Here is a 15,260-nt window from a genome sequence, read left to right as displayed (position 1 = left end):
AAATTTTTCCTCATCCATCAATCCGAGCAAAAAATGAAAACCCTCTTTAAAAACCCCTTGCCATTCTTGCTTCTCATCCTGATGGTCATGATTTCCTGCCAAAGAAATATATTCCCGGGTGAAAACGATTTTGCCATTGAATGGGAAGTGATCAGTAACCAGCATTCAGAAAGGCCGGCTGTTAAAGCCCGTTTTCTGGTTACTAATAATAGCCAGCTCACTTTGACCGATGACAACTGGACGCTTTACTACAATCAATCGCCAAGAGGAGTGATCGGCGCAGACGAGGCCTCCGGGGTTTTGCTTGAGCACATCAACGGCGACTGGTATCGGATTCTCCCCCTTGAAGGGTTTTCGCTGAAGCCTGGCGAGCAAATCGAAATCATTTATGAATGTGAAGCCTGGTGGATCAAGGAGGCGGATGCCCCGAAAGGACTTTACTTTGTTTTCAATGGAGAGGAAGGGGAAGAAAAGATCGTGGAAGTGAAACAATATACCATATTGCCTTTCCTGCGGCCAGAGCAGAGCAACAGACATAATATTGACAGCACCCCCTTGCCCACGCCGGAACTGGTTTATGGGGAAAACAGCAAGGCCTTCCTGATTCCTGAAGATGAGCTTTTGCCCATTATCCCCAGCCCTTTGTCAGTGCAAGGGAGTGGAGAACACATTATTCTTGACAACCCCCTGACCATTTCCTATGAAGTTGGACTGGAGGAAGAAGCGCATTGGCTTTCCAATATGATAGAAAATCATACGGGTCAGTCCATCCGCATTCTGGAACCCACTTCCAGTGCCCAGGCTTCCGTTGTTCTTTCGCTCGATGATTTTGAGATCCAGGGGAAAACAACAGAGGGCTATCGCCTCGAAGTGAGCGATGATCAGGTCATTCGCATTGAAGGCAACGACCGTGCAGGCGTGTTTTATGGGATGCAGAGCCTGGTGGCCCTGCTTCCGGTGGAAGTGATTTTGAAAGAAACCGATGAAATTTCTCTGCCGGTAATCCGCATCGAAGATGCCCCCCGCTTTGGTTACCGCGGGTTGCACATTGACGTGTCGCGCAACTTCCAGAAAAAGGAAAATATTCTGAAGGTGATCGACTTAATGGCCTTTTACAAATTGAACGTATTGCACTTTCACCTGACTGACGACGAAGGCTGGCGGCTTGAAATCCCTGCTCTCCCCGAACTGACGGAAGTGGGCAGTAAGCGCGGGCACACCACGATAGATGCCCCTGCACTGCATCCGGCCTATGGATCAGGTCCGTTTGCGGATGCTACCGACAGTTGGGGCAATGGATACTATTCCCGTGAAGATTACCTTGAGATCCTGAGATATGCCACCCAAAGGCATATCCAGATCATCCCCGAGATCAATATGCCGGGGCATTCGCGGGCAGCCATCAAGGCCATGGAGGCACGTTATGAGAAGTTCATGGCTGAAGGCAAGGAGGACGCTGCCAACGAATTCCGCCTGATAGACCCTGAAGAAACCTCAGAATATTACACGGCCCAGAGCTTCAGGGACAACGTGGTGAATGTGGCCCGCGAGTCTGCCTATCATTTCCTGGAAACCGTTCTCGATGAAGTCATCGCCATGTACGAAGAAGCCGATGCGCCACTCGACATTGTTAACATTGGCGGGGATGAAGTGCCTGGCGGGGCTTGGACCCAATCCCCCATGGTGGATGCACTGATCAAAGAGAAAGGACTGACAGGCGCCCACGAAAACATGCAAGCCTATTTCTCGGGGCGTGCCCTCGAGATTTTCAAGGAAAGAAATCTAAAAATGGCAGGTTGGGAAGAAATGGCCATGATCAGGGATGAGAACGGGAGGCATGTGGTGAATCCTGCCCTGGCTGGCGGGCATGTTATTCCTAACGCCTGGAACAGCCTCTGGGGTCAGCAGGACCTGGCCTATCGCTTTGCCAATGCTGGTTATCCTGTGATTCTGAGTCACGTCACCAACTTTTATTTCGATCTGGCCTATAACAAAGACCCTAAAGAGCCTGGCCTTTACTGGGGTGGTTTCGTGAAGACCCGCGATGCCTGGCATTACAGCCCTTTCAACGTGTTCACAACCAACCTTCGCGACAATATGGGGAATGCGGTGGATCCCGAAATTGCCTATGCTTCAATGGAACGCCTGAAGCCTGAAGCCCGTGCCAACATCCTGGGCATCCAGGCACAACTGTGGGCTGAAACCATTTTCGGCCCGGAAATGATGGAATATTATCTCCTGCCCAAGCTGATCGGACTGTCTGAAACGGTCTGGGGGGCAGAAAGGATTTGGGAAAATAATCCCGACCCAGTTTCGCGTGCCCAGCAGGTGGAAGCTGGCTGGAATATTTTTGCCAATACCCTGGCCAGGCGTGAATTGCCCAGGCTTTCGAGGCTTTTTGGAGGTTTTAATTACCGCATTCCCCTGCCCGGAGCCATCATTCAGGATGGGAAACTGCAGGCCAATGTCGAATTTCCCGGGCTGGTGATCCGATATACCTTCGATGGACAGGATCCTTCCCTCGAGTCGGAAGAATACACTGGTCCCGTTGAGGTAAATGCTCCTGTCGTAAAGCTCAGGGCATTCGACCACTCAGGAAAGGGAAGCAGGGTGGTGGAAATAAAAAGTGAAGAATGAAAAATGAATAACTGCCTGAAATTTAAATTTTTAGTTTAAAATATTTTTTGTTTGAAAAATGTTTTTTTTCATCCTATTCTTTTAATTCATTGCGGGACCATGGTCGTATCATGGTCGTGTATGGGTCTTTCCTGGTTCGGCTGCACACGACCAAGGTAGGTCGATGGCAGGTATTTGGTGAGGGGTTGAACGTGAAATGAAAAAGGAAGAATGAAAAACGAAAAATGAGGAGGAAGGGATTTGAATGAGAGATCGGGTTGGAAAGGCTGAAGCTCATTCCTGGCGAATTGTATAGACTTATGAAAAATACTTAATATAATTTTTGGGAATACATGGAATACACGAAAGGTAAATTGTTCTGGTTGGTCTTGCTGAGGATGGCGATTGGCTGGCATTTCTTTTATGAGGGGATGGTGAAGGTGCTGAATCCGGCCTGGACCGCCAAGGCCTATCTGATGGATTCAGGTGGGTTTTTGAAGCCTTTCTTTGAATGGATCGCCTTCAACCCATCGTTGCTGGCAGTGAGCGATTTTATCAATGCCTGGGGGCTGGCCCTGATCGGGTTTTTCCTGCTGCTGGGCTGGCTGGTAAAACCTGCTGCCATTGGGGGGATGATCCTGCTGGGCTTGTATTATTTCTCACACCCGCCATTTCCGGGCATAGAATATCTTTTCCCTGTGGATGGCAGTTACTTTGTCATTGACAAGACCCTCGTGGAACTGTTGGCTCTTGGGGTGGTGCTTAGTTTTCCAACAGCTCACCTTGTGGGGCTTGAAAGGTTGTTAAAGAAATCAGGAACATTTTCTTCAAAATCATATGGATCAGGAAAACAAGGATAAAAAGGATAAAAAAGATAAAAAGGGTAAGGCCTCTGAGCAAGGTAGTCAGTTTAACCGGCGTGACATTCTGAAAGGGCTGGCTGCAGTTCCGGCATTCGGGCTATTGGGATATGGACTGATCAAGAATCTTGGGGAATTGAAAGCAAACCGTCTGGATTTGCTGGGCGGGGATGATTCCATCATTCCCAAAGGGGTCCCCCAGGTAGCGGGGGGCGAAACCCTGCGGCTGGGGTTCGTCGGCACCGGGGGTCGCGGCGTTTACCTCCTCAAGGCGCTTGGCTTTCTGCATCCCTCACGGATTGATGAGTACTCGGAATGGGCCAGGACCAACAAGTACTGGAAGGAATATATGGAGGATTTTTATGCCCAGGATCACCTCAATGTAAGGATCACGGCGGTTTGCGATGTGTTTGATAAAAACGCGCAAAACGGAATGGAGGCAGGGGCCAATCTGCACCGCAATGGCACAAATGGTGATATGGAGGCTCCATCAAAAAGATACAGGACCTACCAGGAACTTTGTGCTGCTCCCGATGTGGATGCCATTGTTATTGCCACGCCCGATCATCTTCATGTACCGGTTGTCCTGGAGGCCGCCCGTCACGGCAAGCACGTTTATTGCGAAAAACCACTTTCGTGGACCGTGGAAGAGACCTTCGAAGTGCGGGAAGTAGTGAAGGATACGGGCATTGTATTCCAGCTGGGACACCAGGGAAGACAGACCGACAGTTACCAGGTGGCCAGGTCGCTCATCGAGCGGGATGTGATCGGGAAAATCTCGCTCATAGAGGTTTGTACCAACCGAAACGACCCTAACGGCGCCTGGGTGTACGACATTGACCCCGATGCCAATGCAGGCAATATCGACTGGAAACAGTTCATTGGCCCGGCGCCCTGGCACGACTTTAGTCTGGAACGCTTCTTTCGCTGGCGCTGCTGGTGGGATTACAGCACCGGACTGAGTGGCGACCTTTTTACGCACGAATACGATGCACTTAACCAGATCCTTGACTTGGGTATCCCGCAATCGGCTATGGCATCAGGAGGTATTTATTTTTATAAAGACGGACGTACCGTGCCCGATGTGCTGAATATGGCTTTTGAATATCCGGGACTCGACCTGACCCTGCTTTACAGTGCCACCCTGGCCAGCGAGAAGAAACGCGGCAAGGTGATCATGGGGCACGATGCCTATATGGAACTGGATGAGACCCTGCTGATCATGGCGGATCCAAAATCGACCCGTTACGCCGAAAAGATCAGCCAGGGGCTGATAGAACCACACCAGCCTTTGTTTTCCTACGTCCCCGGACAGGACAAGGTGGATGCCATTACCTCGCCCACCGAGAAATACTTTGCCGAAAGGGGATTGCTTTATACATACCGCGACGGCAAAACCTATGACACTTCGCATCTTCACCTGCGCGAATGGATCAACTGCATCAGGAAAGGCGACGGCTCACAGCCCAGCTGTGACATCGACCAGGCTTTCGAAGAGGCTATCACCGCCCATATGGGAACGATTTCCTATCACGAGGGACGCAAGGCGCATTGGGATTCCGTGAATGAACAAATCGTATGATGGGATGAAAAAGGAAAAACAGGCAGTCATTCGGACTGCAGTAATAGGATACGGCTTATCGGGGCGGGTCTTTCACACGCCCTTTGTGGACAGGCATCCTGACTTTGAGCTGCACACCATAGTGACTTCAGGAGATGAGGCAGGAAAAGTATACCCCTCCGCCAGCATCATCCAAAGCTATGAGGAGATGCTCGGGGATGCCTCCATTGACCTGGTGGTGCTTGCCACCCCGCACCCGTTGCATTATGACCAGGCCATGGCTGCCCTGGAGGCGGGAAAGCACCTGATCATTGAGAAGCCTGTGACCATGAGCAGTAAGGATATGCAAAAAATTGCAGACCGAAGCCAGACCTGCGGCAAGATGGTGTTTCCATATCACAACCGTCGCTGGGACGGGGACTTTATGACCCTGCAGCAAATCATAAGGGAAGGCCGTCTGGGAGAGGTGCTGGATTTTGAATCGCATTTCGATCGTTACCAGCCGAAAGTTTCCCGGGCAGAATGGCGGTATACGCAGGCAGAGGGTGGCGGCACCCTTTATGACCTGGGCCCTCATCTCATTGACCAGGCCGTTTGCCTGTTTGGCAAGCCCCAGGCGGTATGGTGCCTGTTGCATTTTCAGCGGGAAGGTAGCCTTGCAAACGACAGTTTCGACATGAAACTGATCTATCCCAGGACAACCGCTACGCTTCAGGCCAGCGTTTTTGTCCGCGAGACAGGTCCACGGTTCCAGGTGCACGGCACCCTTGGTTCCTATGTTAAATATGGCCTGGATGTTCAGGAGGCAGCCTTGAAAAAAGGAAAAAAACCTGACGGTGCAGGTTTTGGCTGGGAGTCAAGGAGAATGTTCGGCGTTTTGAATTCAGTGGCTGGCAAAGAACCTCTGAAAATAAAATATCCAACACTGCCTGGCCATTATATGGGCTTTTACGAAGATGTGCTGGCATCCCTCAGGGGAGAGATGGCTCAGAAAGTTTCTGTTGAAGATGCCATTCTGAATCTGCAAATCATTGAGGCGGCCATCTTGAGTCATAACCAAAAAAGTGTCATAAATTTATAGATCGTTATGAACTCATCCCTTTATGATTCAGTCCACTCACCAAACAATCAGCCTTTGGCCACACGCAGGGAGTTTTTTCAGTCACTGAAGTTACTATCCCTTGGGGTTGTTTTGCCTGGTTGTGCCATAAGGTCTTCCGGTGATGGAGTTTCCAAAGAAAAGAAAGAACTGGGGGCTCAGCTATGGTCGGTAAGGGACCTTATCGGCACGAACCTCAGTGGTACCCTGGAAGCACTCAGCAGAATGGGGTTTTCAGGGATTGAGCCTTATGACTATGATGGCAGTTTTTATGGCATCCCTGCTAAGGAATTTAATAGGATGTGTGACGAGTTGGATCTGGAAATTTATGCAACGCATACGGGAATTACGATTGACAATGCCCGGGAATATGCAGAAACGGCCGCAGCCATTGGTATGCGTTTCCTTGTCCTGCCCTCATTCAAGGGCCGCCCGGCAGATACAATTGATGACTTTAAGGCTACTGCAGAGGAAATGAACCGGATAGGGGAGGTCTGCAATGAATTTGGGGTTCGCTTTGCCTACCATAACCATGAATTTGAGTTAAGAAAAATAGAAGATGTATTACCCTATGATGTCCTGCTCAGCGAAACCGAAGCAGGACTTGTATCCTTCCAGGCCGACACCTATTTCTTTGCCAGGGAAAAATTAGATCCGATTCCCTTTTTCGATAAATACGCTGGAAGGTTTTCGATGCTACACTTGAAAGATGTTGATTTTACAGGTAACAGTTGCATTATTGGCAACGGAATCATTGATTTTAAGACGGTGCTTTCTTCAGCCCGAAAGGCGGGGGTTGAATTGCTGATCTATGAGCAGGAGGAATGCTCGGAAGGGACATCGCTACATTGTGCTGAACAGAGTCTTCGTTATATTCATTCACACCTATTAAAAAACCAGAACCATGGAAGAAAATGACAACCAAAGCAATGGCATGGACCGGAGGAAGTTTATCCGCAATGCGGCTGTGGCATCAGCAGGCTTTATGATCATGCCCAGCCACGTGGTATCGGGGCTGGGCCATCGCATGCCCAGCGATAAGCTGAACATCGTGGGGGTAGGCGTCGGGGGTCGCGGTGGCGGCGTTATCAGGGCCGTGAGCAGCGAAAACATTGTGGCCCTGTGTGATGTGGACTGGAAATATGCCGGCAAGATCATGGGCGAATATCCCAATGCCAAAAAATATTATGACTGGCGCAGGATGTTCGATGAGATGAAGGACAGCATTGATGCCGTCGTGGTTGGCACGCCTGATCATACGCACGCCATCATCAGCATCAACGCGATGAAAATGGGCAAACACGTGTACTGCGAGAAACCGCTGACCCACTCGGTATGGGAGTCGCGTGAGATGACGCGTATTGCAAGAGATTATAAGGTGGCTACACAGATGGGCAACCAGGGGAATTCAGGAGAGGGCATACGCCAGACCTGCGAATGGATCTGGGATGGCGCCATTGGCGAGGTCAGGGAGGCACACGCCTGGACCAACCGTCCCATCTGGCCGCAAGGACTGGAAAGGCCTACGGATGTACACCCCGTCCCTGATACGCTTAACTGGGACCTCTTCCTGGGGCCTGCGCCTTACCGGCCCTATCATCCTATTTATACGCCATGGAACTGGCGTGGATGGTGGGATTTTGGTACGGGAGCCCTGGGTGACATGGCCTGCCATATCATGGACCCGATCTTTATGGGTCTTAAACTGAAATATCCAACGCGGGTTCAGGGGAGTTCCTCTTTGTTTAACACCGAATCACCACCTCTGGCTGAAGTGGTTAAGTTTGTATTCCCCGAAAGGGAGAACTTCAGGAATATCGCAATGCCTGAGGTATCTGTCACATGGTGGGACGGGGGTTTATTGCCTCCCCGGCCGGAAGAATTACCCGATGGAGAAACCATGGGACGCGATCCCGATGGGGGTTGCCTGTTCATTGGCAGCAAAGGCAAGATCATGACGGGTTGCTATGGCAAAAACCCATTCCTGCTGCCGCTTGATTATGACAAAAATTATCAAAGACCTGCACCTGTGCTTCGCAGGGTTCCCACCAGCCACGAAATGGACTGGGTACGTGCTTGTAAGGAAAGCCCGGAGAACAGGGTAGAGGCAAGCTCCTATTTCGGGTATTCAGGCCCCATGAATGAAATGGTGGCGATGGGTGTGGTAGCCGTAAGGTTACAGGACCTCAAAAGGGAGCTGCAATGGGATGGCGAAAACATGCGCTTCACCAATATTGGCGATAATGACGAGATCCGGGTGGTGCAGAGCGATAAATTTGAGGTTATCGACGGGCACCCCCATTTCGATACCCGGCACGAAACGATGAATGCCAAACAAGCTGCTGAAGAATATATCAGGCATACTTACAGGGCAGGATGGACCCTTTAACGATTTTATTTTACAGTAAATTTCACTTACAAACCAAAATTAGAGAGCAAATGAAAAAATTATTTTTTTTATTGATGGTTGTCATGGGCCTGGTTGCCTGCGGCGGACAACAACAGCAAGCGGAAACAGAAGCCGAAGAAGTCATTGTGGCTGACAACACCCTGAGCGAGCAAGAGATTGCTGATGGCTGGATGTTGCTGTTCGACGGGGAAACCCCCGGGGAATGGCGTGGCTACAACAAGGATATTTTCCCTACAGGATGGGAAGTGGCCGATGGAATGCTTCGTTGCTTTAGTTCGGGCAGGGGAGAAGCGGGCGGCCTGGAAGGGGGCGACATTATTTATGACGAGAAGTTTTCAAATTTTGAACTTTCGCTTGAGTGGAAGATCTCTCCCGGTGGCAATAGCGGTATTTTATACCTGGCCCAGGAACGGCCCGATATGGTGATCTGGCATACTGCCCCTGAATACCAGGTGCTGGATAATACCACCCATCCCGATGGCCGGGATGGGATTCACAGTGCCGGAGCGCTTTATGATATGATTGGTGTAGCCCAGGATAAAGTGAAGCCTGTGGGAGAATGGAACCAGACCCGTATTTTGGTTTACAAAGGCTTGGTGGAACACTGGCTCAATGGTGAAAAAGTAGTGGAATACCATTTGTGGACGCCTGAATGGAATGAAATGGTGGCCAATAGCAAGTTCCCACCTTACAATCCCGATTGGGCAGATGTTGCCCAGGAAGGCTTTATCGGGCTGCAAGACCACGGCGACGATGTCTGGTACAAAAATATTAAGTTGAGAAAACTTTAGCGATCGCTGGCAATGGCAAGGCTGGCTAATACCGAGCCGGTCTTGCCTTTCCGTTGGTGAAAAGAAGGGGGTAACAAAGTTATGGAAAGGTTATTAAAAAAATTTTTGGAGCCAACATTTTTGATCTTGATAGCCGGTATTTTGGTTTTCAGTGGCTGCGGTCAGCGGTCAGAAATGCCAGAGGCTCAGATGGTCGTCCTGATCGGGATTGATGGAATGAGCATATTGGGCTTCCAAAGGGCTGCCACGCCAAACCTTGATAATCTGGTCAGGAAAGGGGCCTTATCGTTTAAGACCCGCAGTGTCATGCCTTCTGTCAGTGGTCCCAACTGGGCATCGCACCTGATGGGAGCCGGACCTGAGCAGCACGCGGTGACCATGAATGGCTGGACCAGGGAAACCTCAAAGATACCCCCAGCTGATACCGACGAGGATGGCTACTTTCCATCGGTTTTTTCAGTCATAAGGCAACAAATTCCCCAGGCTCGGTTGGGTTTTTTCTACGACTGGGATGCCCTAATGTTTTTCACCAATCCCAAAAACATTGACAAGATTGTATACGCAGAATCGTTTCCCGGGACCTTTGAAATGGCTACCCCATGGATTATTGAGAACCAACCCGAATTTACTTTCATATACGTGGGACACCCCGATGAGGTTGGACATGAATTTAAGTGGGAATCTCCAGAGTATATCCGGTCGCTCGTGGAAGTGGATGCAGCTATCGGGGAACTTTTCAGGCAACTGAAAGAAGCAAGACTGTTTGAAAAAATTCATTTTATTGTGGTCTCTGATCACGGCGGAATTGAATACGGGCATGGGGGAATCAGCCAGGAGGAAATGGTGATTCCATGGATGATCTCGGGACCAGGAGTTATTAGGGACCGTATGATCGAGCAGCCCAACGATGTATATAATACCGCTTCGACTATTGTTTCACTGCTGGGCCTTGAGCAACCCGTTTCCTGGATTGGCCGGCCTGTTTTTGGAGCCTTTAAGGGCTCTGATTTATCAAAACAAAATACCAATGCCTATGTGCAGGATCCGGTAGCCAATATCAAAAGCGGTCTCTACACCTCGGCCGAATATCTTTCGCTATCTGTTCATTATCCTGAGGCTGAGATAAGATTTACAATGGATGGCAGTAATCCCGGTGAAGATTCTGAATTGTACCGGGAGCCTCTGTTTATTGACAAAGACACCCGGGTTAAAGCGATGGCTTTCCGGGAAACATTCCGGAGCCGCATTACAGAAGCCTATATAAAGCTGGTGCTTCCGGTCGAAAAAATTCACCTCAGGCCTATGCCCTGTCAGAAATACTTTTCTGAGGGAGCAGAAACCCTAATCAACCGGGTTATTGCCTCGGGTGAGTTTACTGATGGCCAATGGTTGGGTTTTGAGAGCAAGGATATAGAAGCGACCTTAGACTTACCGAAGATTTCAGCTATCAGCACACTTACCGTCGGGTACCTGAATAATCCCTTTTCCTGGATCTTTCCGCCCACCTTTATCAACATACAGGGGTCGGTTGATGGGGAAACGTTTTTTGATTTGGGGAATTTTGATGAAACCCAAATAACGGCTCAGGCTAAAGCCGGCCGCAATGAACTCCGTTTAATGCTGCCAGCATCGGTGGATGTGAAGTATATACGGGTAAATGCTGGCAATGCAGGGGTTTGCCCACCCGGCCATTCCGGGGAAGGAAAGCCCGCCTGGCTTTTCGTTGATGAAATTTTAATTCAATAATCATTTTGCTATGTATAAATTATGGAAAAGGCTCAGCAAGCCCTTAATGCAAACAGTTTTTTTTGTTTTGCTGTTTTCGGGTTTTGCAGCAATGAGTCAGGACGCTCAGCTGGAAGAGACCTGGGAATCCCTGCGGTCACGCCCCTATCCGCAATGGTTCAGGGATGCCAAGCTGGGTGTTTTCATCCATTGGGGGGTGTATTCGGTACCATCCTATGGGGGACCTGAATCTTATGCTGAATGGTATCTGCGGGGCTTGCAGGCAGGTGCCCAGAACCGTATTGACTTCATGAAAAAATACTGGGGTGAGGACTTTGAATACAAGGATTTTGCGCCCCTGCTGAAGGCTGAACTGTTTGATGCTGACGAATGGGCTGAGATCTTTGAAAATGCAGGTGCAAAATACATCATCCTGGTGAGCAAGCACCATGATGGGTATTGCCTGTGGCCCAGTGCCTATGCACCTGGTTGGAACAGCGTGGAAGTTGGCCCGCATAGGGATATTGTAGGCGAGGTGGCTGAAGCTGTTCGGAAAAAAGACATTCGTTTTGGGTTATACTATTCTCTGCCGGAGTGGAATAATCCATTGCACCAATGGTATATTGACCCTCACGATTCCATCCATCCCTATATCGAGCAGCATATGATTCCCCAGTTTAAGGAAGTGATCGGGACTTATAAGCCCCAGGTCCTTTTCACGGATGGAGAGTGGTTTCATACGGCGGAGGACTGGCACGCCCGCGAGCTTATTGCCTGGTATTACAACCTGGTGGGGCCTGATGCAATTGTTAACGACCGCTGGGGGCACGGGGCAGACATTGGTTTCATCACTCCCGAATACAGTTCGGGAAGTATTAAGACCGACCGGCCTTGGGCAGAGGTACGGGGGTTGGGTCGGAGCTTTGGACTGAACCGCAACGAGAAGCTGGATGCTTACATGAGCCCTGAAGAACTGATTCATTTCTTTGTCAGGGCAGTTGCCAACGGGGGCGGCATCACCATCAACGTTGGACCTGCTGCTGATGGAAAGATTCCGCTCCTGCAACAGGAACGCCTGGAGCAACTGGGCGCCTGGATAGGAGTGAACGAAGAAGCCATTTATGCCTCTGAGCCCTGGATCAAGACAGGGGAGGAGCGTGAAGTCATAGTAAAGCGCATTGATCCGCAGATTGATTTTAACTGGGTGCGCAATTCGCCTGTCAGGGGCATTGCGGAAGACCATTTTACTGCGACTTGGACCGGTTTTCTGCAGCCCGATTTCAGTGAGGAATATCATTTTTCGGCGGTGGCCGACGACGGGATGCGCCTGTATGTGGATGGCCGGCTCGTGCTGGATCTTTGGGAGCAACAGGCTGAAGGCACCCAGTCAGAAGCAATGCGTGAAGGGCAGGGTATATTGATGGAAGGTAGGATTCGGTTGGAGAAAGGTCAGAAATATCCCATCAAGGTTGAGTTCAGGGAAAACCTTCAGAATGCGAACCTGAGCCTTTTCTGGGAGAGTCCTTCCCTAAGCAGGGAAATAATCCCGCAGAAAAACCTTTTCTCAGAAACAGACCTGGCGCAAGGCGATGGATTGATGGGGGCTTATCTTTCCTTGAAACAATACCTGGTATATACTGCCAATCATGGCAATCTTTATGCTATCAGTCTGGAATGGCCTGATGATGAACTGGTTCTTCCCATAAAGGAACCAGTTCCAGGAACCCGCATTTCATTGCTTGGCAGGGAAGGGGCTCTGCCCTGGAAATTCGAGGATGGACTGCTGACAATTGACGTCAGCAAAATTAAGTATAACGAAATGCCAGGCCATCATGCCTGGTCCTTTAAAATTGAAAGCTATGAATAAATCTGGATTTTTTACCTTCGTGCTTCTGGGAAGCCTATTGCTTTCGTGCAACCCACAGCCAAAACAAACCGAAATAAGCATCATCCCCAAACCTGTGGAGATGGAACTGGTTTCCGGAGGTTTTAACATTAAACCAGGGACCCCTCTGGTGTATCTGGATCCATCCCTGGAAGGAATGGCCAGGATTGCTTCGGGATTATGGGCCGATTACCTTGGATTTGAACTGAAGCCTGCCTTAACGGAAGAATCATTGGAGAGCGGCAGTATTGCGTTTTTCCTGAATGCCTTAACAGATGAGGAATTGGACGAAGAAGGGTATCTGCTGGAAATTGGCAAGGATGGAATAAAGATAAATGCCAATAAACCTGCAGGGATCCTTTACGGAATTCAGAGCCTTTACCAGGTTTTGAGCACTCATCCTGAGGGTAAACTGCCTGGGTTAAACATAAAGGATTACCCCCGTTTCGGCTACCGGGGAATGCATCTGGACGTGTCTCGTCATTTCCATCCCATTGAATTCATTTACAAAATCATTGACCAGTTGGCGATGCACAAGCTCAATGTGTTTCACTGGCATCTGGTGGATGACCAGGGTTGGAGGTTGGAGATCAAACAATACCCGAAGCTTACCGAGGTAGGGGCCTGGCGTGTGGATCTGTCACACCTGCACTGGAATGCACGCCCTGTGATCTTTGACCCGGAGAATTCCACTTACGGGGGTTATTATACCCAGGAAGAGGTGAAGGCCCTAGTTGCCTATGCTGCTGAGCGCAACGTAACGGTTATTCCTGAAATTGAAATGCCCGCACACGTCATGTCGGCTTTGGCAGCCTATCCTGAATATTCCTGTTCCGGCGGGAACGTAGGCGTTCCATCAGGCGGGGTTTGGCCCATCACGCATATTTACTGCGCAGGGAACGACGGCACCTTTGAATTTCTTGAAAACATTCTGAAGGAAGTGATTGAGCTGTTTCCTTCCACCTATATTCACATCGGGGGAGATGAAGCTGATAAATCGAGCTGGAAGGTCTGCCCGAAATGCCAGGCGCGCATTCGGGAAGAAGGGCTGGCCAATGAAGAAGAATTGCAGAGTTATTTCATTCACCGGATAGAGGAATTCCTCAATGCTCACGGGCGCCGCATCATTGGCTGGGATGAGATCCTTGAAGGCGGACTGGCGCCCAATGCCACCGTGATGTCGTGGAGGGGAGAAGCCGGTGGTATTGAAGCCGCAAAGATGGGGCACGATGTGGTAATGACCCCCGGGAGCCCTCTTTATTTCGACCATTACCAGGGAGACCCTGATATTGAACCGACAGCCTTTGGCGGGAATAACACGCTGAAAAAGGTTTATTCCTATGAACCTATTCCTGAAGAACTCACTGAAGAGGAAGGCATCCACATTCTTGGGGCTCAGGCCAACCACTGGACAGAGTTCATGCCGGTATCCTCTCACGTGGAGTATATGGCCTTTCCAAGGCTGGCTGCCCTTGCAGAAATCACTTGGTCCCCAAAAGAGCACCGTGACTGGGGTGATTTCTCACGGAGGATGCAGGCCCAATATGAACGCTATGAGAAGCAAGAGATCAATTATTCGATGAGTGCCTTCCAGGTGAAGGCCATTCCTGAGGTCAATATTGAATACAAATCCCTCACAATTGGCCTGGAAAGCGAAGTATTTGAACCGCAGATTCGCTATACGCTGGATGGTTCAGAACCGGACGTCAATTCTACCTTGTATGAAGGACCTTTTGAGATAACCGAAACTACCCAGGTTATGGCTGCTGTGTTTAAGAATGGCAATTCGATGGAACAAGTGATGACACGCGAATATTTGCTCCACAAGGCCTTTGCGGCGGGCATTTCGACTGAATTTCCTAATAGTCTCAACTATGATGCGCAGGGTGAATTTACACTTGTGAACGGCATCAGAGGGACTCGCAGTTATGGGGATGGCAATTGGAAGGGTTACCGGGGCGTTGACCTGGTGGCGACCCTTGACCTGGGTGAACCCACCAATGTTCAGAACATTTCTGTGGATGCCCTTCATACCAGCGGCTCCTGGATTTTCCTGCCGCAATGGGTGACCTTTGAGGTTTCCGCCGACGGTGAGGCATTTGAATTGCTGGAAAGGGTAGAGAATGAAACGGATATCAACCTTGCTGAACGTTTCGTAGAAGTGTATTCTACTCAGAAGACTGCGGATAATGTACGTTTTGTGAGGGTTACGGTGAAGAATCAGGGGGTTTGCCCTCCGGGACACTCGGGTGAAGGCCAGCCTTCCTGGTTGTTTGTCAGCGAGATCATTGTTGAGTAATATGGAATTCTATA

The 15,260-nt window shown here is 49.9% G+C and carries 10 protein-coding genes; all 10 read left to right on the top strand.

What is annotated here, in order from left to right; all coding sequences use genetic code 11:
• Positions 1-33: 33 nt before the first annotated feature.
• Complete coding sequence (locus V2I46_13400; protein ID MEE4178495.1) at positions 34-2,637, top strand: family 20 glycosylhydrolase; 2,604 nt, start codon at positions 34-36, stop codon at positions 2,635-2,637.
• A 332-nt stretch (positions 2,638-2,969) separates the two neighbouring features.
• A complete protein-coding gene (locus V2I46_13395) occupies positions 2,970-3,476 on the top strand; it encodes a DoxX subfamily (GenBank protein ID MEE4178494.1) in 507 nt (168 codons plus the stop codon).
• Complete coding sequence (locus tag V2I46_13390; protein MEE4178493.1) at positions 3,454-5,058, top strand: Gfo/Idh/MocA family oxidoreductase; 1,605 nt, start codon at positions 3,454-3,456, stop codon at positions 5,056-5,058. The genes V2I46_13395 and V2I46_13390 overlap by 23 nt, the downstream gene beginning before the upstream one ends.
• A 4-nt stretch (positions 5,059-5,062) precedes the next feature.
• Positions 5,063-6,118, top strand: coding sequence for a Gfo/Idh/MocA family oxidoreductase (locus V2I46_13385; protein MEE4178492.1), 1,056 nt, complete (start codon positions 5,063-5,065; stop codon positions 6,116-6,118).
• A 6-nt stretch (positions 6,119-6,124) separates the two neighbouring features.
• A complete protein-coding gene (locus V2I46_13380) occupies positions 6,125-7,054 on the top strand; it encodes a sugar phosphate isomerase/epimerase (GenBank protein ID MEE4178491.1) in 930 nt (309 codons plus the stop codon).
• A gap of 16 nt (positions 7,055-7,070) precedes the next feature.
• Positions 7,071-8,525 carry a Gfo/Idh/MocA family oxidoreductase gene (locus tag V2I46_13375; GenBank protein MEE4178490.1) on the top strand — a complete coding sequence of 485 codons (1,455 nt, stop codon included), beginning with the start codon at positions 7,071-7,073 and terminating at the stop codon, positions 8,523-8,525.
• A gap of 50 nt (positions 8,526-8,575) precedes the next feature.
• Positions 8,576-9,337: a DUF1080 domain-containing protein gene (locus V2I46_13370; protein ID MEE4178489.1), complete on the top strand. Its 762-nt coding sequence runs from the start codon at positions 8,576-8,578 to the stop codon at positions 9,335-9,337.
• 126 nt (positions 9,338-9,463) lie between these two features.
• Positions 9,464-11,083, top strand: coding sequence for an alkaline phosphatase family protein (locus V2I46_13365; protein MEE4178488.1), 1,620 nt, complete (start codon positions 9,464-9,466; stop codon positions 11,081-11,083).
• A gap of 46 nt (positions 11,084-11,129) precedes the next feature.
• On the top strand, positions 11,130-12,929 hold the full coding sequence (locus V2I46_13360) for an alpha-L-fucosidase (protein MEE4178487.1): 1,800 nt from the start codon (positions 11,130-11,132) through the stop codon (positions 12,927-12,929).
• Positions 12,922-15,246 carry a family 20 glycosylhydrolase gene (locus V2I46_13355; GenBank protein ID MEE4178486.1) on the top strand — a complete coding sequence of 775 codons (2,325 nt, stop codon included), beginning with the start codon at positions 12,922-12,924 and terminating at the stop codon, positions 15,244-15,246. The genes V2I46_13360 and V2I46_13355 overlap by 8 nt, the downstream gene beginning before the upstream one ends.
• The last annotated feature ends 14 nt before the right edge of the window (positions 15,247-15,260 follow it).

Origin of the sequence: Bacteroides sp., from assembly GCA_036351255.1 — a bacterium.
Taxonomy (GTDB): domain Bacteria; phylum Bacteroidota; class Bacteroidia; order Bacteroidales; family UBA7960; genus UBA7960.
The sequence above is the reverse complement of the archived record's forward strand: the minus strand, read 5'-3'. Positions and strand labels throughout refer to the sequence as shown.

Bases quoted from the DNA above. Each gene is read 5' to 3' on its own strand.
- V2I46_13400 (MEE4178495.1), top strand. From the start codon at position 34: ATGAAAACCCTCTTTAAAAACCCCTTGCCATTCTTGCTTCTCATCCTG.
- V2I46_13395 (MEE4178494.1), top strand. From the start codon at position 2,970: ATGGAATACACGAAAGGTAAATTGTTCTGGTTGGTCTTGCTGAGGATG.
- V2I46_13390 (MEE4178493.1), top strand. From the start codon at position 3,454: ATGGATCAGGAAAACAAGGATAAAAAGGATAAAAAAGATAAAAAGGGT.
- V2I46_13385 (MEE4178492.1), top strand. From the start codon at position 5,063: ATGAAAAAGGAAAAACAGGCAGTCATTCGGACTGCAGTAATAGGATAC.
- V2I46_13380 (MEE4178491.1), top strand. From the start codon at position 6,125: ATGAACTCATCCCTTTATGATTCAGTCCACTCACCAAACAATCAGCCT.
- V2I46_13375 (MEE4178490.1), top strand. From the start codon at position 7,071: ATGGACCGGAGGAAGTTTATCCGCAATGCGGCTGTGGCATCAGCAGGC.
- V2I46_13370 (MEE4178489.1), top strand. From the start codon at position 8,576: ATGAAAAAATTATTTTTTTTATTGATGGTTGTCATGGGCCTGGTTGCC.
- V2I46_13360 (MEE4178487.1), top strand. From the start codon at position 11,130: ATGCAAACAGTTTTTTTTGTTTTGCTGTTTTCGGGTTTTGCAGCAATG.
- V2I46_13355 (MEE4178486.1), top strand. From the start codon at position 12,922: ATGAATAAATCTGGATTTTTTACCTTCGTGCTTCTGGGAAGCCTATTG.